Source organism: Streptomyces sp. NPDC028314, from assembly GCF_055565795.1.
In genome coordinates this window covers 123,265-142,243 of sequence record NZ_JBVHTP010000015.1, presented here as the reverse complement: position 1 = coordinate 142,243, position 18,979 = coordinate 123,265, and the positions used below count along the sequence as shown (strand labels likewise).

General features: G+C 71.5%; 16 protein-coding genes. 14 read left to right on the top strand and 2 right to left on the bottom strand.

The features are described from left to right. On the bottom strand, window positions 1-870 hold the full coding sequence (locus ACZ4TG_RS30375) for a carbohydrate kinase family protein (protein ID WP_468168673.1): 870 nt from the start codon (window positions 868-870) through the stop codon (window positions 1-3). 75 nt (window positions 871-945) lie between these two features. Between ACZ4TG_RS30375 and ACZ4TG_RS30370 the strand changes: the two genes are divergently transcribed. Further along, window positions 946-1,377 (top strand): Rieske (2Fe-2S) protein, encoded by a 432-nt coding sequence (locus ACZ4TG_RS30370; protein ID WP_468168670.1) that lies wholly within the window; start codon window positions 946-948, stop codon window positions 1,375-1,377. A 442-nt stretch (window positions 1,378-1,819) separates the two neighbouring features. Here the strand turns inward: ACZ4TG_RS30370 and ACZ4TG_RS30365 are convergent, their stop codons facing one another. After that, a complete protein-coding gene (locus ACZ4TG_RS30365; RefSeq protein WP_468168667.1) occupies window positions 1,820-2,758 on the bottom strand; it encodes a hypothetical protein in 939 nt (312 codons plus the stop codon). A gap of 250 nt (window positions 2,759-3,008) precedes the next feature. Here ACZ4TG_RS30365 and ACZ4TG_RS30360 point away from each other — a divergent pair, with 250 nt between their 5' ends. The 13 genes from ACZ4TG_RS30360 to pgi all read left to right on the top strand — a co-directional run bounded on the left by ACZ4TG_RS30360 (window position 3,009) and on the right by pgi (window position 18,972). Next, entirely contained in the window at window positions 3,009-3,599 is a 591-nt protein-coding gene (locus ACZ4TG_RS30360) for a papain-like cysteine protease family protein (protein ID WP_468168664.1), read from the top strand. A gap of 4 nt (window positions 3,600-3,603) precedes the next feature. Further along, entirely contained in the window at window positions 3,604-4,443 is an 840-nt protein-coding gene (locus tag ACZ4TG_RS30355; protein ID WP_468168661.1) for a hypothetical protein, read from the top strand. A 263-nt stretch (window positions 4,444-4,706) separates the two neighbouring features. Continuing rightward, window positions 4,707-6,725 carry an excinuclease ABC subunit UvrC gene (gene uvrC, locus ACZ4TG_RS30350; RefSeq protein ID WP_468168658.1) on the top strand — a complete coding sequence of 673 codons (2,019 nt, stop codon included), beginning with the start codon at window positions 4,707-4,709 and terminating at the stop codon, window positions 6,723-6,725. Continuing rightward, complete coding sequence (rapZ, locus tag ACZ4TG_RS30345; protein ID WP_355410487.1) at window positions 6,722-7,669, top strand: RNase adapter RapZ; 948 nt, start codon at window positions 6,722-6,724, stop codon at window positions 7,667-7,669. Before uvrC ends, rapZ begins: the two co-directional genes overlap by 4 nt. Then, entirely contained in the window at window positions 7,666-8,721 is a 1,056-nt protein-coding gene (locus ACZ4TG_RS30340) for a gluconeogenesis factor YvcK family protein (RefSeq protein ID WP_468168655.1), read from the top strand. Before rapZ ends, ACZ4TG_RS30340 begins: the two co-directional genes overlap by 4 nt. Then, window positions 8,712-9,707 carry a DNA-binding protein WhiA gene (gene whiA, locus ACZ4TG_RS30335; protein ID WP_030237199.1) on the top strand — a complete coding sequence of 332 codons (996 nt, stop codon included), beginning with the start codon at window positions 8,712-8,714 and terminating at the stop codon, window positions 9,705-9,707. The genes ACZ4TG_RS30340 and whiA overlap by 10 nt, the downstream gene beginning before the upstream one ends. Before the next feature lie 172 nt (window positions 9,708-9,879). Further along, the gene (locus ACZ4TG_RS30330) at window positions 9,880-12,846 is read left to right on the top strand and encodes a M14 family metallopeptidase (protein ID WP_468168652.1); all 2,967 of its coding nucleotides are present in this window, start codon (window positions 9,880-9,882) and stop codon (window positions 12,844-12,846) included. Between the two features lie 220 nt (window positions 12,847-13,066). Then, a complete protein-coding gene (gene gap / locus ACZ4TG_RS30325) occupies window positions 13,067-14,071 on the top strand; it encodes a type I glyceraldehyde-3-phosphate dehydrogenase (protein WP_468168649.1) in 1,005 nt (334 codons plus the stop codon). Between the two features lie 148 nt (window positions 14,072-14,219). Beyond that, a complete protein-coding gene (locus ACZ4TG_RS30320) occupies window positions 14,220-15,431 on the top strand; it encodes a phosphoglycerate kinase (protein WP_468168646.1) in 1,212 nt (403 codons plus the stop codon). A gap of 6 nt (window positions 15,432-15,437) precedes the next feature. Beyond that, window positions 15,438-16,229 carry a triose-phosphate isomerase gene (tpiA, locus tag ACZ4TG_RS30315; protein WP_468168643.1) on the top strand — a complete coding sequence of 264 codons (792 nt, stop codon included), beginning with the start codon at window positions 15,438-15,440 and terminating at the stop codon, window positions 16,227-16,229. Window positions 16,230-16,406: 177 nt separating this feature from the next. Continuing rightward, complete coding sequence (gene secG, locus ACZ4TG_RS30310) at window positions 16,407-16,637, top strand: preprotein translocase subunit SecG (protein WP_468168900.1); 231 nt, start codon at window positions 16,407-16,409, stop codon at window positions 16,635-16,637. Window positions 16,638-16,805: 168 nt separating this feature from the next. Then, window positions 16,806-17,141, top strand: a complete 336-nt coding sequence (locus ACZ4TG_RS30305) for an RNA polymerase-binding protein RbpA (protein ID WP_008741068.1) — start codon at window positions 16,806-16,808, stop codon at window positions 17,139-17,141. Window positions 17,142-17,316: 175 nt separating this feature from the next. Next, on the top strand, window positions 17,317-18,972 hold the full coding sequence (gene pgi, locus ACZ4TG_RS30300) for a glucose-6-phosphate isomerase (RefSeq protein ID WP_468168897.1): 1,656 nt from the start codon (window positions 17,317-17,319) through the stop codon (window positions 18,970-18,972). Window positions 18,973-18,979 lie beyond the last annotated feature (7 nt).

Genomic DNA, 18,979 nt, shown 5'->3' with positions numbered 1-18,979 from the left:
TCAGAGCTCCGCCGCGTACGGGGGCTCCGCGCCCGCACGCGTACAGGTCACCGCGGCCGCGCGGGCGGCGTAGGACAGCACCTCCGGCCAGTCCACCGGCCCCGGCCGCCCGGCGAGCCGGTGCAGCAGGGCCGCGTTGACCGTGTCGCCCGCGCCGATCGTGTCGGCCACGGCCACCCGCACCGCGGGTACGGAGTGCTCCGCGCCCTCCCGCGTCCGCACCGTCAGCCCCGCCGCGCCCCGGGTGAGCACCACCGCGGACGGGCCCGCCGCCAGCCAGTCGGAGAGCCGGCCGCCCAGCCAGAGCGCGTCCTCCTCCGAGAGCTTGAGGACCGAGACGTACGGGAGCCAGCCCAGGAAGCGGTCCCGGTAGGCCGCCGGGTCCGCGATCAGCGCCGGGCGGATGTTGGGGTCCAGCAGGGTCAGCACCCCGCGCTCCGACTCCCGGCGCAGCAGGGCCTCGTAGGCGCTCGCGCCCGGCTCCAGCACCAGCGAGCACGTGCCGAGCGCGAGGGCCCGTACGCCGGGCGGCAGCGCGGGCGGCAGGGTGAAGAGCCGGTCGGCGGTGCCCTCGGTGTAGAAGCCGTACGCCGCGGAGCCGTCCGGGGCCAGTGAGGGCACGGCGAGCGTGGTCGGCTCCGGCCCGCGCTGGACCAGCGAGAGGTCCACCCCGGCGGCCCGCAGCCCGGCCAGCAGCGAGGCGCCGAAGCCGTCCGCCGAAACCCGGGAGCAGAAGGCGACCTCCGCCCCGAGCCGGCCCAGCGCCAGCGCGGTGTTGTACGGTCCGCCGCCCGGCCGGGGCAGCAGCGCGCCCGGCGGTTCCGCGACGGGCACCAGGTCGATCAGGGCTTCTCCACCGACGACGATCACGCGGGGGAAGTTATCCCATCGGGCGGCGGTATCGTCGGGTGGACCGGCCCACGTGCACGAATCCAGGAGACCTCCATGCCCGCGTCGCAGTCCGCCGCCCGCAGAACCGTCCTCAAGGGCGCGGCCGCCCTCGCAGGTGCCGCAGGTGCGGGCCTCGGCCTGGCGGCCTGCTCCACCGAGAGCAACAGCGGCTCGGGCGGCCCGGCGGTTCCGGCGGAGCCGGTGGAGCTGGGTGCCGCGGCCGATGTGCCGGTCGGCGGCGCGAAGCTGTTCCGGGAGCGGAAGGTCGTCGTCAGCTGCCCGGCGGAGGGCGAGTACAAGGCGTTCAGCGCGCAGTGCACGCATGCCGGCTGCGTGCTCGACAAGATCGTCGAGGGTGAGGGGAACTGCCCCTGCCACGGCAGCCGCTTCGACGTGACGACCGGCAAGGTGCTGCGCGGCCCGGCGAGCGAGCCGCTGCCGGCCGTGCCGGTGCGGGCGGAGGGCGGCAAGCTCATCGCGGGCTGACCCCCGCGATCCGGCGCCCCGCGGTCCGGCCCCCGTCGCCCGGGCCGTCCCGCCCCCGTCGCCCGGGCCGTCCCGCCCCCGTCGCCCGGTCCGTCCCGGTCCCGGTCCGTCCCCGTGCCGGTCCGTCCCCGTGCCGGTCCGTCCCCGTGCCGGTCCCGGCCCCGGTCCCGTGCAGGTCCCCGTGCTGGTTCCCGGTCCCGTGCCGGTCCCGTCCCCGTGCCGGTCCCGGCCCCGGTCCCGTGCAGATCCCCGTGCTGGTTCCCGGTCCCGTGCGGGTCCCGGCCTCGGTCCCGTGCGGGTCCCGGCCCCGGTCCCGTGCCGGCCTCGGTCCCGTGCCGGCCTCGGTCCCGTCCCGGCCCCGGTCCCGTGCCGGCCTCGGTCCCGTCCCGGCCCCGGTCCCGTGCGGGTCCCGGCCTCGGCCCGGCCCCGGCCCCCGGACCGGCTAATCCCAGTCCCAGGCGATCCCGAGGATCCCGCGCCGGATCCCCTCCTCCACCAGGTGCACCGCCCGGTGCCGCCCGCTCGGGGTCAGGTCCGCCAGGCCGGTGCGCGGCGCGCCCGGGCCGCTCCGGGTGAAGCGCCGGCAGCGCACCGGCAGGGCCGCCTCGTCGAAGCGGACCTGGAGCACGTACTGCCCGCCGGTGTAGCTGAACCCCCGTACGTACTCGGTGCAGCGGCCGCCCGTGCCGTCCTCGAAGCCGTAGCCGAAGACGTACGTGTCGCCCGCGCGCAGCCGGGCGTCGAAGAGCAGCTCGGCGACCACCACCTCGGCCTTCCGGTGCCACCGGACCCGGCCGGTACGGCAGTTCTCCTCGGCCCGGACCCGGATCCGCGCCGGGTCGCACCCCGGGTCGCCGTGGTGGACGGCGAGGTAGCGGTCGACCCCGTCGCGGTGGGCCCGTACGACGTGCTGCGACTCGCGGCCCAGCAGCTCGCCGCCGGGTCCCACCCGCACCCGCTCGTGGTGGCCCACCGTGTGCAGGCCGCCGTCGGAGGGCAGCTCCATCCCGGCCAGCAGTTCCTCCACCGCAGCGCCCACGCTGACCAGGGACCGGTAGGAGCGGGTCGGCGGGCGAATCGTTTCCTCCGGACCTCCGTCCGGCGTGGCCAGCAGCCGTAACAGGGTTCCCTCCGGGAGCTCCAGGATCTCCTCCAGGGCCCGTACGGCCTTCAGGGACTCGGCGCGGCGCGGCCTGCGGGCGCCCTGCTGCCAGTAACTGAGGCTGGTCACCCCGAGCTTGATGCCCCGGGCCGCGAGCCGGTGCTGCACCCGGTGCAGGGGCAGTCCGCGGGCGGTGAGGGCGGCGCGCAGCGCGAGGTGGAAGGGCCCGGCGCGCAGCAGCTGCGGCAGGTCCGGTGCGCTGTCCGCGGTCGGCCGCATGGCGCAAACCTCCTGTGAACGTTCACGTGCGACGGGGCGGGGGACCGCGTCGGAGGCGCCCGGGGTTCAGGTGAGCCCTGGTGAGTACGGGTGAACGGATGGCGGCCGTTCACATTCCGATTCCACCGTTCACACTGCAATGTCACCGCGTATTGAAGCGTGTTGACCAGATCACGACAACACCCTGATGCTCCTCCACAGCGTCCGGACGCGCTCCTCCACCCCCACTCCCCACCTCGGGAGGAACGCGATGCGCAACCCCCACCGGCGGCTCACCCTCGCCGCCTTCATCACCGCCGTGCTCTTCGTCCTGTCCGCCGGCACCGCCACCGCCGCCGATGCCGGCAACGGATCCGCTCTCGCCTCCAAGCGCCTGAACATCACCATGCAGGCCCAGCAGAAGACCAACTGGTGCTGGGCCGCGGGCGGCAACACCATAGCCACCTGGTTCGGCCGCGCCTACAGCCAGAACCAGTTCTGCAACGCCGCCTTCAACCGCCAGCAGGGCACCGAATGCCCCAACAACCAGGCCACCCTGGGCAACGTCCAGACCGCCCTGCGCTGGGCGGGCATCAACTCCGGCTCCTACGTGACCGGCTGGCTCCAGTACTCCACCGTCCAGACCGAGATCAACGCCAACCGGCCCGTCGAAACGCGGATCCAGTGGTCCAACGGCGGCGGCCACATGCACGTCGTCTACGGCTACGACACCGCCAACAGCTGGGTCTACTGGGGCGACCCGTGGCCCTCCAGCGACCGCTACAACTGGGCCTCCCACGCCTGGTACGTGGACAACAACACCTTCTCCTGGACCCACTCGCTCTACCGGATCGGAGCGTGACGCCGTGACCGCCATCCCCCTGCGCGCCGCCGCCGTCGCGGTCCTCGCCACCGCCTGCCTGGCCCTGTCCCCGCAGGCCCAGGCGGCCCCGGTGCCGCAGCCCTGGTCCGCCACCGCCGAGACCCGGGAGGCGGCGCGGCAGGCCGCCACCGCGCCCGACACGCTGGCCACCCTCTCCCGGTTCTTCTCCCGGGAGGGCAAGGTCGCCCTGACCGCCGCGCAGCCCCGCATCGAGGGCGAGACGATCCCGGTGAACCACCTCTCCCCGGACTTCGTCGCGGGCAAGGCCGGGGCGCCCGTCGCCCGCCTGGAGTTCCTCGCCAGCAAGGCCGTCTCCTCGGACGGCCAGCAGGCCGCCCTCTGGACCGCCCGGACCGCGGCCGGGTGGCAGGTGGTGAACATCGCCACCGGCGACGACGAGTTCCGCTACGCGCGGCTCGGAGCGGAGAAACTGCCGGGCGGGACGGTGTTCCGCGAGCCGCAGATCGATGCGTGGTACGTGGCCCAGGGCAGCAGGGTGCTGCCGCTGGACGAGGACGCGGTGCGGGCGGTGGGCGCCGGGGGGACGAGCCTCGCCGACTATCGGGCCCGTGTGGTGAAGGCGTACGGGGACAAGCTGCCGGGCTCCGCCTACGCCGAGGCGGGCAGGGCCGGCGGCTTCGCCGAGCCGGGGGCTCCGCAGGCCGGGGCCGCGCAACCCGGAAGCCGGCCGGCCGGAAGCCCGCAGGCCGGGGCTCCGCAGGCCGGGGGGCCGACCGCCCTGACGGCCGGCGCCGCCGGGGCGCTCGCGCTGGGCGGCGCCGGGATCCTGCTCCTGCGCCGCCGCCGGACGGTCCGCCCGTAGGCGTCGCCCACAGCAGGGCCCGGCCGCCCGCCAGACGGCCGGGCCCTGCTACGGCACCGGGCCGTGCGCCGGCCGGGCCCTGCGCCCGCACCCATCCCTGCGCCCGCACCCGGGGCCTGCGCCGACACCGGGCCCTGCGCCGACGTCCCGGGCCTGCGCCGACGTCCCCGGCCCCGCGCCGACGTCCCGGGCGGCGGGGTCGGCGCCCCGGGCGCGGGCAGGGCGGGGGACTGTTGTCGGCCCCCGCCAGTAGGGTGGTTGGCATGGCCGACCCTTCCAGCTACCGCCCCAAGCCGGGGCAGATCCCCGACTCCCCGGGGGTCTACAAGTTCCGCGACGAGCACCGCCGGGTGATCTACGTCGGGAAGGCCAAGAGCCTGCGCCAACGCCTGGCCAGCTACTTCCAGGACCTCGCGGGCCTGCACCCGCGTACCGCGACCATGGTCACCACCGCCGCCTCCGTCGAGTGGACCGTGGTGTCCACCGAGGTCGAGGCGCTCCAGCTCGAGTACTCCTGGATCAAGGAGTTCGACCCCCGGTTCAACGTGAAGTACCGGGACGACAAGAGCTACCCTTCCCTCGCCGTCACCATGAACGAGGAGTACCCCCGGGTCCAGGTCATGCGCGGGCCCAAGAAGAAGGGCGTGCGCTACTTCGGTCCGTACGGGCACGCCTGGGCCATCCGCGAGACCGTCGACCTGATGCTGCGCGTCTTCCCCGTCCGCACCTGCTCGGCCGGGGTGTTCAAGCGGTCCGCGCAGATCGGCCGGCCCTGCCTGCTCGGCTACATCGGCAAGTGCTCCGCTCCCTGCGTCGGCCGCGTCACTCCCGAGGAACACCGGGAACTGGCCGAGGACTTCTGCGACTTCATGGCCGGCCGCACCGGCACCTACCTCACCCGCCTCGAACAGCAGATGCACGAGGCCGCCGAGGAGATGGAGTACGAGAAGGCCGCCCGGCTGCGCGACGACATAGGGGCCCTGCGCCGGGCCATGGAGAAGAACGCCGTCGTGCTCGCCGACGCCACCGACGCCGACCTCGTCGCCGTCGCGGAGGACGAGCTGGAAGCCGCCGTGCAGATCTTCCACGTACGCGGCGGCCGGGTCCGCGGCCAGCGCGGCTGGGTCACCGACAAGGTCGAGGCCGTCGACACCGCCGGGCTCGTCGAGCACGCCCTGCAGCAGCTCTACGGGGAGGAGAAGGGCGAGGCCGTCCCCAAGGAGGTGCTGGTCCCGGCGCTCCCCGAGGACACCCCGGCACTGGCCGAGTGGCTGGCCGGGCGGCGCGGTTCCCAGGTCAGCCTGCGCATCCCGCAGCGCGGGGACAAGAAGGCCCTGATGGAGACCGTCCACCGCAACGCGCAGCAGTCCCTCGCCCTGCACAAGACCAAGCGCGCCAGCGACCTCACCACCCGCTCCCGGGCCCTGGAGGAGATCGCCGAGGCCCTGGAGCTGGACAGCGCGCCGCTGCGCATCGAGTGCTTCGACATCTCGCACCTCCAGGGCGACGACGTGGTGGCCTCGATGGTCGTCTTCGAGGACGGTCTGGCCCGCAAGAGCGAGTACCGGCGCTTCCAGATCAAGTCCTTCGAGGGGCAGGACGACGTCCGCTCCATGCACGAGGTGGTCTCCCGGCGCTTCCGCCGCTACCTCCAGGAGAAGCTGAAGACGGGGGAGTGGTCGCCCGAGGACGGCGCCGACGGTGAGGACCCGCTCGCGGAGGACGACGGGCGGCCGAAGCGGTTCGCGTACCCGCCGCAGCTCGTCGTGGTCGACGGCGGGCAGCCGCAGGTCGCCGCCGCCAAGCGGGCCCTGGAGGAGCTCGGGGTCGACGACGTGGCCGTGTGCGGGCTGGCCAAGCGGCTGGAGGAGGTCTGGGTGCCCGGGGAGGACGACCCGGTCGTGCTGCCCCGCACCAGCGAGGGCCTGTACCTGCTCCAGCGGGTACGTGACGAAGCCCACCGCTTCGCCATCCAGTACCAGCGGAACAAGCGCGGCAAGCGCATCAGGACGGGCCCGCTCGACGAGGTTCCCGGGCTCGGCGAGAGCCGCAAACTGGCCCTCCTCAAGCACTTCGGTTCGGTGAAAAAGCTGAGACAGGCGACAATCGACCAGATCTGCGAGGTCCCGGGCATAGGCCGCAAGACGGCCGAGACCGTGGCCGCGGCCCTCGCCCAGGCGGTCCCGGCCGGTCCTGCCGTCAACATGGCGACAGGAGAGATCATTGAGGATGAGCGCCCCGCGCCAGCGGGAGCATCGTCCGAACGGGGGACCGAGCAATGACCGAGCACGAGACCACGCACGACCGAGACGGAGCACAGGTGAGTACGGGCACGACAGTGGAGCCCGGCGATACCGCCGAGGCGGCCATCCCCGAGCTGGTGATCATCTCCGGGATGTCCGGGGCCGGCCGCAGCACCGCGGCGAAGTGTCTGGAGGACCTCGGCTGGTTCGTCGTCGACAACCTCCCGCCGGCGCTGATCCCCACCATGGTGGAGCTCGGCGCCCGCTCGCAGGGCAACGTGGCGCGCATCGCCGTCGTCGTCGACGTCCGCGGCCGCCAGTTCTTCGACGCCCTGCGCGAGTCCCTCGCCGATCTCGACAGCCGCGGCGTCACCCGGCGGATCGTCTTCCTGGAGTCCTCCGACGACGCGCTGGTCCGCCGCTTCGAGTCGGTCCGCCGCCCGCACCCCCTCCAGGGCGACGGCCGCATCACCGACGGCATCGCCGCCGAGCGCGACCTGCTGCGCGAGCTGCGCGGCGACGCCGACCTGGTCATCGACACCTCCAGCCTGAACGTGCACGAGCTGCGCGCGAAGATGGACGCCCAGTTCGCCGGCGACGAGGAGCCCGAGCTGCGGGCCACCGTCATGTCCTTCGGCTACAAGTACGGCCTCCCCGTCGACGCCGACCTCGTCGTCGACTGCCGCTTCATCCCCAACCCGCACTGGGTCCCCGAGCTGCGCCCCTTCACCGGGCTCAACGAGGAGGTGTCGGGCTACGTCTTCAGTCAGCCCGGCGCCAAGGAGTTCCTGGACCGGTACACCGAGCTCCTCCAGCTCATCGCCACCGGCTACCGCCGCGAGGGCAAGCGGTACGTGACCATCGCGGTCGGCTGCACGGGCGGCAAGCACCGCAGTGTGGCCATGTCCGAGAAGCTCGCCGCCCGCCTCGCCTCCGAGGGAGTCGAGACCGTCGTAGTCCACCGGGACATGGGGCGCGAGTGACGGGACGTGCCTTGCGGCTGCGCCGCCTGCGCCGCCTCACCCCCGACCGGGGCGAGGACGGCGCCGGCCGCGCCGGCCGCCGCCGCGGCGCGGCGCCCAAGGTGGTCGCCCTCGGCGGCGGCCAGGGCCTGTCGGCCTCCCTCGCCGCCCTGCGCCGGATCACCGGCGACCTGACCGCCGTGGTCACCGTCGCCGACGACGGAGGCTCCAGCGGCCGGCTCCGGGAAGAGCTCGGCGTGCTCCCGCCCGGCGACCTGCGCAAGGCGCTGGCCGCGCTGTGCGGGGACGACGACTGGGGCCAGACCTGGGCCCGGGTCATCCAGCACCGCTTCCAGTCCCAGGGCGACCTGCACGGGCACGCGGTCGGCAACCTGCTGATCGTCGCCCTGTGGGAGCAGCTCGGGGATCCCGTCCAGGCCCTCGACCTGGTCGGGAAGCTGCTGGGGGCGCAGGGCAGGGTGCTGCCGATGTCGGCGGTCCCGCTGGAGCTCCAGGCGCTCGTCAAGGGCCACGATCCGGCCAGGCCGGAGGACGTGGACACCGTCCGCGGCCAGGCCACGGTGGCCCTCACCCCCGGTGAGGTGCTCTCCGTACAGGTCGTGCCCGGCGACCCGCCGGCCGTGCCGGAGGCGGTCGCGGCGGTGCTCGACGCGGACTGGGTGGTGCTCGGCCCGGGATCCTGGTTCTCCTCCGTGATCCCGCACCTGCTGGTGCCGGAACTGCTCGACGCGCTCATCGAGACGAAGGCCCGCCGGGTGCTCTCCTTGAACCTCGCGCCGCAGCCCGGGGAAACAGAAGGCTTCTCTCCGCAGCGTCATTTGGAGGTTTTGGCCCGACACGCCCCTAAACTCGCCCTGGACGTGGTGCTGGCCGACGAGGCCGCCGTGCCCGACCGCGAGTCCCTCGCCGATGCCGCAAAACGGTTCGGTGCCGCGGTCGAGCTGGCCCCGGTGGCCAGGCAGGACGGCTCTCCGAAGCACGATCCGGAGCTGCTGGCCGCCGCGTACGACCGTATTTTTCGGATGCATGGAAGGATCGGCCCATGGCGATGACGCCCGCGGTGAAGGACGAGATCTCTCGCCTTCCCGTCACCCGGACCTGCTGCAGGAAGGCCGAGGTCTCGGCGATTCTTCGGTTCGCGGGCGGGCTGCACCTGGTGAGCGGCCGCATCGTCATCGAGGCGGAGCTGGACACGGGGATCGCCGCGAGAAGACTCCGCAAGGACATCCTGGAGATCTTCGGGCACTCCTCGGACCTGGTCGTGATGGCTCCGGGCGGGCTGCGCCGCGGCAGCCGGTTCGTCGTGCGCGTGGTGGCGGGCGGGGACCAGCTGGCACGCCAGACGGGCCTCGTGGACGGTCGCGGCCGCCCGATCCGGGGCCTGCCCCCGCAGGTGGTCTCCGGGGCCACCTGTGACGCGGAGGCGGCCTGGCGCGGTGCCTTCCTGGCCCACGGCTCCCTCACCGAGCCGGGCAGGTCCTCCTCCCTGGAGGTCACCTGCCCCGGTCCGGAGGCCGCCCTGGCCCTGGTGGGCGCCGCCCGCAGGCTCTCCATCGCCGCCAAGGCGCGCGAGGTGCGCGGGGTCGACCGGGTCGTCGTCCGCGACGGCGACGCGATCGGCGCCCTGCTGACCCGGCTCGGCGCCCACGAGTCGGTGCTGGCCTGGGAGGAGCGCCGGATGCGGCGCGAGGTCCGCGCCACCGCCAACCGGCTCGCCAACTTCGACGACGCCAACCTGCGCCGCTCGGCCCGGGCCGCGGTGGCCGCCGGAGCCAGGGTGCAGCGCGCGCTGGAGATCCTGGGCGAGGAGGTCCCCGAGCACCTCGCGGCGGCCGGCCGGCTGCGCATGGAGCACAAGCAGGCCTCCCTGGAGGAGCTGGGCGCGCTCGCCGACCCGCCGCTGACCAAGGACGCGGTCGCGGGCCGGATCCGCCGCCTGCTGGCGATGGCCGACAAGCGGGCCCAGGACCTCGGGATCCCGGGCACCGAGTCGAACCTGGACCTCAGCGAGGAACTCGCCGACAACATGGCCGGCTAGCCCTGTCGGCGAAGTCCCACCGGTCGCGGCGTACCGCCGCGCAGCAGGATCGAAGGTGCCCGCACGAGTGATCGTGCGGGCACCTTTCGGCACGCCCCATTGACATGCCCATGGACTGGTCGTGAGCCTGTCGTCCGAACGCTTTCGTGGCAGACGACGCCCAGGGGGGCACATGAGGCACCGCGCGAGATCGATCCTCGCCGCAAGCGCACTCGTCTTCGGAACCACACTGGCCGCGCTACCCGCGGCGGCCCAGTCCCAGCCCGCCACAGGCACCGGCTCCGCCGCCTCCGACGAGGTGCGGGTCTACGACGCCGACATCACCCGCGAGCAGGTACCGCTCGTCCTCGCCGCCGGCCAGGACGCCCACGAGCTCACCGAGCGCGCCCCCGAGCAGGGGACCGCCAAGGTCGAGCTCTTCCTGACCGCCGGGCAGGCCGGGGAACTCGCCGCCCAGGGCGTCAAACTGGCGGAGCGCCAGGTCGCCGCCAAGCCGGCCGCCCGTGCGAAGGCCGCGGCCGGCGACGGGGTCTTCCGGCCCTACAGCGGCAAGGGCGGACTCCAGGAGGAGATCCTGCGGACCGCGCAGGAGAACCCGGGCCTCACCAAGGTCGTCTCCATCGGCAAGACCGTCCAGGGCAAGGACATCCTCGCCCTCAAGGTCACCAAGAACGCCAAGAAGACCAAGGACGGCGACAAGCCCGCCGTCCTGTACATGTCCAACCAGCACGCCCGCGAGTGGATCACCCCCGAGATGACCCGGCGGCTGATGCACCAGACCCTCGACGGCTACGGCAAGGACACCCGGATCACCAAGCTCGTGGACTCCACCGAGCTGTGGTTCCTGCTTTCGGCCAACCCGGACGGGTACGACCACACCTTCACCGCCGACAGCGCGCGGCTGTGGCGCAAGAACATGCGCGACAACAACGGCGACGGCAAGATCACCACCGGCGACGGGGTCGACCTCAACCGCAACTTCGCCTACAAGTGGGGCTACGACAACGAGGGTTCCTCCCCGAACCAGTCGAGCGAGACCTACCGCGGCCCCAAGGCCTCCTCCGAGCCGGAGACCGTCGCCCTCGACAGGTTCGAGAAGCGCATCGGCTTCGAGTACGCCATCAACTACCACTCCGCCTCCGAGCTGCTGCTCTACGGAGTGGGCTGGCAGGTGGCCACTCCGACCCCGGACGACGTGGCCTACAAGGCGCTCGCGGGCACCCCGGAGAACCCGGGCGTCCCCGGCTACTACCCGCAGCTCTCCTCCGAGCTGTACACCACCAACGGAGAAGCCGACGGGCACGCGGCCAACAGCAACGGCGTCATGATGTTCACGCCGGAGATGACCACCTGCCAGACGGCCTCCGCGGCCGATCCCAACGACCGCTGGAAGCCCGAGGACTGTGCCTCCGGCTTCAACTTCCCGGACGACGAGAAGCTGATCCAGGCCGAGTTCGCCAAGAACGTGCCCTTCGCGCTGGCCGTCGGCGAGAGCGCCGCGCACCCGGACCAGCCGGCCTCCCCCGTCGGCCTGCACGCCGCGGACTTCACCCCGGACCCCTTCACCACCTCCTACGTGGCCAAGGGCGAGGACCAGACGGTCGCCGTCACCGCCCGCAAGGCGCTGAAGGACAAGGAACTCAACTTCAAGATCAACGGCGGCCGCACCCACGACGAGGAGCTCAAGGCCTGGAAGGGCGGCGAGGCCTACGGCGGCGAGGACAACAACTGGTTCGACGAGTACCGGGCCAAGGTCGACGGCGCCAAGCCGGGCGACAAGGTCGAGGTCTGGTTCACCGGCCGCGACCGCTCCGGCAAGCAGGTCTCCAGCGAGCACTTCACCTACACCGTGGCCGAGCGGCCGCGCGCGGACGTGCTGGTCGTCGCCGAGGAGGGCGCCAAGGCCCGGCACGCCCAGGCCTACGTCGACGCGCTGCGCGCCAACGGCAGGTCCGCGGCCGTCTGGGACGTCGCCACCCAGGGCGCCCCGCACCACCTCGGAGTGCTCGCGCACTTCCGCACCGCCGTGCACTACACGGGGGCCAAGACCCCCGGAGGCGACACCCAGCTGGCGGTCCGCGACTTCCTCAACGAGGGCGGCAAGCTGATCGAGGCCGGTGAACTGGCCGGCGGCAACGCCCAGGTCGGGCGCGCCGTGACCGACGACTTCAGCCAGTACTGGCTCGGCGCGTACGGCCGGGCCTCCGTCAGCGCCCCCACCGGCTTCACCGGCGCGGGCGCCCTGGCCGGGGGCAAGGGCGGCCTCGGGGACGCGGCGGGCAACCCGCTCAACGCCCCCGGCTCCTACACCGTGACCTCCGAGACCCTCCCCGCCGCGCAGTTCCCGCAGTTCAGGAGCGCGCAGGCGGGCCAGTACGCCGGGGTCGTGAATCCGTACGCCCCCTACGCCGGGACCGGGATGGCCTCGGCCTTCCACGTCGACGACGACTGGAAGCGCCTCACCCGCACCATCGACCTCACCAAGGTCAGCGCCGCCGACAAGCCGCAGCTCAAGATGGCCCTGAACTGGAACACCGAGGAGGGCTACGACCACGCCGCCCTGGAGGCCCGTACGGCCGGCGGGGACGACTGGACCACGCTGCCCGACGCGGGCGGCCAGAGCAGCGCCACGGTCCCGGCGGACTGCGAGGCCGGATTCTTCCTGAACGGCCACCCGTTCCTGCGCCGTTACCTCACGCTCGCCGACGGCGCCTGCACCCCGAACGGCACCAGCGGGGCCTGGAACAGCTTCACCGGATCCTCCGGCGGCTGGAAGCAGGTCTCCTTCGACCTGAGCGCCTACGCGGGCAGGACGGTCGAGGTCTCGCTCTCCTACGTCACCGACCCGGGATCGGGCGGCCGCGGTGTCTTCGCGGACGAGGCCCGGCTGAACGTCGCCGGAGCCGACCAGGCCGTCGAGGGCTTCGAGGCCTCGCTCGGGGGCTGGAGCGCCCAGCCCGCACCCGCCGGAAGTCCCGCTGTTCCGGGCGATTGGTCCCGGTCCGGGGAGCTCTTCAAGTCCTATGCCGCGATCACTACGCGTGACACCGTCCTCCTCGGTTTCGGCCTGGAGCACGTGCCGGCCGCGGCGGACCGTGCCGTACTCGTCGGTAAGGCCCTGCGTTCGCTCGACCACTGATCGACGACCCTCCCACCAGTAACTTTGAGTAACGGAGGACAAGGTCCCGGGGACCCCGCGCCGGCCCTTCCGGCACGGGGTCTCCCCGGCGGTCGGGGGTGTGTCAGTGCCCGGCCGATGTCACTCCGAAGCTCACGGAGAGGTAGGGTCGTAAGCGGTCGGGGACATCCCATACAGCTCGCCGGCGCACTTACCGGCGCACCAACGAGGAGATCGGTTCGTGACGATCCGCGTAGGCATCAACGGTTTTGGCCGAATTGGCCGCAACTACTTCCGGGCGCTCCTTGAGCAGGGAGCGGACATCGAGATCGTCGGTGTCAACGACCTGACTGATAACGCCACCCTGGTGCACCTGCTCAAGTACGACACCATCCTGGGTCGTCTCAAGGCAGAGGTCAGCCACACCGAGGACACCATCACCGTCGGTGGCAACACCTTCAAGACCTTCGCCGAGCGCGACCCCGCGAACCTCCCCTGGGGCGAGCTGGGCGCCGACATCGTCATCGAGTCGACCGGCATCTTCACGAAGAAGGCCGACGCCGCCAAGCACATCGCGGCCGGTGCGAAGAAGGTCCTCATCTCGGCTCCGGCCAAGGACGAGGACATCACCATCGTGATGGGCGTCAACCAGGACAAGTACGACGCGGCCAGCCACCACGTCATCTCCAACGCCTCCTGCACCACCAACTGCGTGGCGCCGATGGCCAAGGTCCTCCTGGAGAACTTCGGCATCGTCAAGGGCATGATGACGACGGTCCACGCGTACACGAACGACCAGCGCATCCTGGACTTCCCGCACTCGGACCTGCGCCGCGCCCGCGCCGCCGCCGAGAACATCATCCCGACCACCACCGGTGCCGCCAAGGCCACCGCGCTGGTGATCCCGGAGCTGGCCGGCAAGCTCGACGGCATCGCGATGCGCGTCCCGGTCCCCACCGGTTCCGTGACCGACCTGGTCATCGAGCTGGAGCGCGAGGTCACCAAGGACGAGGTCAACGCCGCGTTCCAGAAGGCCTCCGAGGGTCAGCTCAAGGGCATCCTGGACTACACCGAGGACGCGATCGTCTCTTCCGACATCGTGAACTGGCCGTACTCCTGCACCTTCGACTCCAGCCTGACGATGGTCCAGGGCAAGCAGGTCAAGGTCATCGGCTGGTACGACAACGAGTGGGGCTACTCCAACCGCCTCGTCGACCTGACCGTCTTCGTCGGTGGTCAGCTCTAAACACCGCCAGATCTCAGGGCAAGGCACCACGATGTAGGCACAGGGCTCGGGCAGCGCGATGAAGCGCTGTGCGGGCCCTGTTGCTTGCCCCGTCCTCTCGCCCAGTACGGTCACAAGGCCCTGCGTGGGAATCAAGGAGTAGAAACACATGAAGACGATCGACGAACTTCTCGCCGAAGGGGTCTCCGGCAAGCGGGTCTTCGTCCGGGCCGACCTCAACGTACCGCTCGCCGAAGGCAAGATCACCGACGACGGCCGCATCCGCGCCGTCCAGCCGACCATCGCGAAGCTCGCCGAAGCCGGCGCCCGCGTGGTCGTGGCCTCGCACCTGGGCCGCCCGAAGGGCGCCCCCGACCCGGCCTTCTCGCTCGCCCCGGCCGCCGCGCGGCTCGGTGAGCTGCTCGGCACCGACGTCGCGTTCGCGACCGACACCGTCGGCGCCTCCGCCAAGGAGACCGTCGCGGCCCTCACCGACGGCCAGGTCGCCGTCATCGAGAACCTGCGCTTCAACGCGGGTGAGACCTCGAAGGACGACGCCGAGCGCGGCGCCTTCGCGGACCAGCTCGCCGAGCTGGCCGACCTCTACGTCGGCGACGGCTTCGGCGCCGTCCACCGCAAGCACGCCTCGGTCTTCGACCTCCCCGCGCGCCTGCCGCACGCGGCCGGCTACCTCATCGCCACCGAGGTCGGCGTCCTGAAGAAGCTGACCGCCGAGGTCAAGCGCCCGTACGTGGTGATCCTCGGCGGCGCCAAGGTCTCCGACAAGCTGGCCGTCATCGACCAGCTGCTCGGCAAGGCCGACCGCCTCCTCATCGGCGGCGGCATGGCCTACACCTTCCTCTACGCCAAGGGCTACGAGGTCGGCATCTCCCTGCTCCAGAAGGACCAGGTGGACGTCGTCAAGGAGTACATGGCGCGCGCCGAGAAGAACGGCGTCGAGCTGGTCCTCCCGGTCGACATCCTGGCCTCGGCGGACTTCCCCGACCTCAAGGGCAAGACGCCGGCCGAGTTCATCACCGTCGACGCGGACAAGATCCCCGCCGACAAGGAGGGTCTGGACATCGGTCCCAAGACCCGTGAGCTGTACGCCTCGAAGATCGCCGACGCGGAGACCGTCTTCTGGAACGGGCCCGTGGGCGTCTTCGAGCACCCCGACTACGCCGGAGGCACCCGCGCCATCGCGCAGGCCCTCGTCGACAGCGACGCGTTCACCGTGGTCGGCGGCGGAGACTCCGCCGCCGCCGTGCGCACGCTCGGCTTCGACGAGAACGCTTTCGGCCACATCTCTACCGGTGGCGGCGCCTCCCTCGAATACCTCGAGGGCAAGACGCTCCCCGGCCTCGCCGCACTGGAGGTCTGACCCTCAATGACTGCTCCTTCCGAAAACGGCCGTACCCCGCTGATGGCGGGCAACTGGAAGATGAACCTCAACCACCTCGAGGCCATCGCGCACGTCCAGAAGCTCGCCTTCGCCCTGGCGGACAAGGACTACGACGCGGTCGAGGTGGCGGTGCTCCCGCCCTTCGTCGACCTGCGCTCGGTCCAGACCCTGGTCGACGGCGACAAGCTGAAGATCAAGTACGGCGCCCAGGACCTCTCGGCCCAGGACGCCGGTGCCTACACCGGTGAGATCTCCGGCTCGATGCTGTCGAAGCTGAAGTGCACGTTCGTGGCCGTCGGCCACAGCGAGCGCCGCCAGTACCACAACGAGACCGACGAGCTCTGCAACGCCAAGGTCAAGGCGGCCTACCGGCACGGGCTCACCCCGATCCTGTGCGTCGGCGAGGGCCTCGACGTCCGCAAGGCCGGCGAGCAGGTTCCCTACACGCTGGCCCAGGTCGACGGCGGGCTCAAGGACATCCCGGCCGAGCAGGTCGAGTCCATCGTGATCGCGTACGAGCCCGTATGGGCGATCGGGACGGGCGAGGTCGCCACCCCCGAGGACGCCCAGGAGGTCTGCGGGGCGATCCGCGGCCGCCTCGCCGAGCTGTACTCCCAGGAGCTGGCCGACAAGGTCCGCATCCAGTACGGCGGCTCCGTGAAGTCCGGCAACATCGCCGCGATCATGGCGCAGCCGGATGTGGACGGCGCCCTGATCGGCGGCGCGGCACTGGACGTGGACGAGTTCGTCAAGATCGTCCGCTTCCGCGACCAGTGACCGGTGTGAACATCGCAGCGAGTATGCGGTAGGGCGGATCCGTCGTACCCTTGCGGGGGCCAGGAGGCTGAACCACCAGCCACTGGCCCCCGTGCACGTCCCAGCGGGACCGGATGGCCGGCCGCAGCTGACAACCGAAGACCCGGAAAAGCCAGAAAGTAGGAATCAGCCGTGATTATGGGGTTCTCGATCGCCCTGATCGTCTTCAGCGCCCTGCTGATGCTGCTCGTGCTGATGCACAAGGGCAAGGGCGGCGGCCTTTCCGACATGTTCGGCGGCGGCATGCAGTCGTCGGTCGGCGGTTCTTCGGTCGCCGAGCGCAACCTGGACCGCATCACCGTGGTGATCGGTCTGCTCTGGTTCGGGTGCATCCTCGCGCTCGGTCTGCTGATGAAGTCCAGCAGCTGACCGTTCCGGCCATTACGGCGGTCCGGCAGGCTCTCCCCGGCCTATCATGGGCCTTTGCGGGGGCGTTCCTTCCAGTTACTGGACGGTCGCTCGGTCTTACGTAGACTTGAGCGCCCGCAGCGGAAATCCCTCACACTCCGCGGCACCATCACGCAGGGAGTTACGACCGTGGCAAGTGGCAACGCGATCCGTGGCAGTCGGGTCGGGGCGGGGCCGATGGGCGAGGCCGAGCGCGGTGAATCCGCGCCCCGTCTGCGCATCTCCTTCTGGTGCTCGAACGGGCACGAGACGCAGCCCAGCTTCGCCAGCGACGCGCAGGTGCCGGACACTTGGGACTGCCCGCGCTGCGGGTTCCCGGCCGGCCAGGACCGGGACAGCCCGCCGGCTCCGCCGCGCACCGAACCGTACAAGACGCACCTGGCGTACGTACGGGAGCGGCGTACCGATGCCGACGGCGAGGCGATCCTTGCGGAAGCCCTGGCCAAACTCCGGGGCGAGATCTGAGCCTTCCGAGCCTCGGCCTGCGCCGGGTTCGCGCTCAAGAGTGACTTGGGGCCCGGCCCGCGGGAGACACAATCCCGCGGGCCGGGCCCCTTTGTGCGCGTTGGCCCCCTTCGTATCCCTTAGGTTGGAGCGTGGCGGGGCACAACAGGACGGAAGAAGTGGGTTGATGTCCGAGATGAACGCAGACAGCCGTACGAGGCTCAACCGGACGCCCGAGTGGCTGGCACTCGGCAAGCACCGGGAAGCGCTGGGGCAGACGCATCTGCGTGAGCTGTTCGAGACGGATCCGGGCCGGGGTACCGGCTACACCCTGCAGGTCGGCGACCTGCACATCGACTACTCGAAGCACCTCGTGACCGACGAGACGCTCGCGCTGCTCCGCGAGCTGGCCTCGGCGACCGGTGTGGCACAGCTGCGGGACGCGATGTTCCGCGGCGAGAAGATCAACACGACCGAGGACCGGGCGGTCCTGCACACCGCCCTGCGCGCGCCGAAGGACGCGGTGATCGAGGTGGACGGCGAGAACGTCGTCCCCGCGGTGCACGCCGTCCTCGACAAGATGGCCGCCTTCTCCGACCAGGTCAGGTCGGGGGAGTGGACCGGGTTCACGGGCAAGCGCATCAAGAACGTGGTCAACATCGGCATCGGCGGCTCGGACCTGGGCCCGGCGATGGCGTACGAGGCCCTGCGGTCCTTCACCGACCGCGGGCTGACGCTGCGTTTCGTCTCCAACGTGGACGGCGCGGACCTGCACGAGGCGGTGCGGGAACTCGACCCGGCCGAGACGCTGTTCATCATCGCGTCGAAGACCTTCACCACGATCGAGACCATCACCAACGCGACCTCCGCGCGGGAGTGGCTGCTGGCGGGGCTGGGCGGTGACCAGAGCGCCGTGGCGCGGCACTTCGTGGCGCTGTCCACCAACGCCGAGAAGGTCACGGACTTCGGCATCGACCCGGACAACATGTTCGAGTTCTGGGACTGGGTCGGCGGACGCTACTCCTTCGACTCCGCGATCGGGCTCTCCCTGATGGTCGCGATCGGGCCGGACTCCTTCCGGGAGATGCTCGGTGGTTTCGCGGCCATGGACCAGCACTTCCGGACCGCGCCGCCGCAGGAGAACGCGCCGCTGCTGCTGGGCATGCTGGGGGTCTGGTACGGCGGGTTCTTCGACGCCCAGTCGCACGCGGTGCTCCCCTACAGCCACTACCTGTCGCGGTTCACCGCGTACTTGCAGCAGCTGGACATGGAGTCCAACGGCAAGTCCGTGGACCGGGACGGCAATCCGGTGGACTGGCAGACCGGCCCGGTGGTGTGGGGCACGCCCGGCACGAACGGGCAGCACGCCTACTACCAGCTGCTCCACCAGGGAACGCGGATGATCCCGGCGGACTTCATCGGGTTCGCCCGGCCGGTGGCGGAGCTGGAGCCCTCGCTGGAGGCCCAGCACGACCTGCTGATGGCGAACTTCTTCGCGCAGACGCAGGCGCTGGCCTTCGGCAAGACGGCGCAGGAGGTGCGGGACGAGGGCGTCGACGAGGCGCTGGTCCCGCACAAGACGTTCGCGGGCAACCACCCGACGACGACGATCCTCGCGGCCGAGCTGACGCCGGCGGTGCTGGGCCAGCTGATCGCCCTCTACGAGCACAAGGTGTTCGTCCAGGGCGCGGTGTGGAACATCGACTCGTTCGACCAGTGGGGCGTCGAGCTCGGCAAGGTGCTCGCGAAGCGGGTGGAGCCGGCGCTGATCGACGGGTCGCACGTGGAGAGCCTGGACCCGTCGACGCGGGCGCTGGTCTCCACGTACCGCTCGCTGCGCGGCCGCGCCTGATCCGGCC

Coding starts and splice junctions, on each gene's coding strand:
- uvrC (WP_468168658.1), top strand. CDS start 4,707: ATGGCCGACCCTTCCAGCTACCGCCCCAAGCCGGGGCAGATCCCCGAC.
- secG (WP_468168900.1), top strand. CDS start 16,407: ATGGGGTTCTCGATCGCCCTGATCGTCTTCAGCGCCCTGCTGATGCTG.
- ACZ4TG_RS30370 (WP_468168670.1), top strand. CDS start 946: ATGCCCGCGTCGCAGTCCGCCGCCCGCAGAACCGTCCTCAAGGGCGCG.
- whiA (WP_030237199.1), top strand. CDS start 8,712: ATGGCGATGACGCCCGCGGTGAAGGACGAGATCTCTCGCCTTCCCGTC.
- pgi (WP_468168897.1), top strand. CDS start 17,317: ATGAACGCAGACAGCCGTACGAGGCTCAACCGGACGCCCGAGTGGCTG.
- rapZ (WP_355410487.1), top strand. CDS start 6,722: ATGACCGAGCACGAGACCACGCACGACCGAGACGGAGCACAGGTGAGT.
- ACZ4TG_RS30365 (WP_468168667.1), bottom strand. CDS start 2,758: ATGCGGCCGACCGCGGACAGCGCACCGGACCTGCCGCAGCTGCTGCGC.
- ACZ4TG_RS30360 (WP_468168664.1), top strand. CDS start 3,009: ATGCGCAACCCCCACCGGCGGCTCACCCTCGCCGCCTTCATCACCGCC.
- tpiA (WP_468168643.1), top strand. CDS start 15,438: ATGACTGCTCCTTCCGAAAACGGCCGTACCCCGCTGATGGCGGGCAAC.
- ACZ4TG_RS30330 (WP_468168652.1), top strand. CDS start 9,880: ATGAGGCACCGCGCGAGATCGATCCTCGCCGCAAGCGCACTCGTCTTC.
- ACZ4TG_RS30320 (WP_468168646.1), top strand. CDS start 14,220: ATGAAGACGATCGACGAACTTCTCGCCGAAGGGGTCTCCGGCAAGCGG.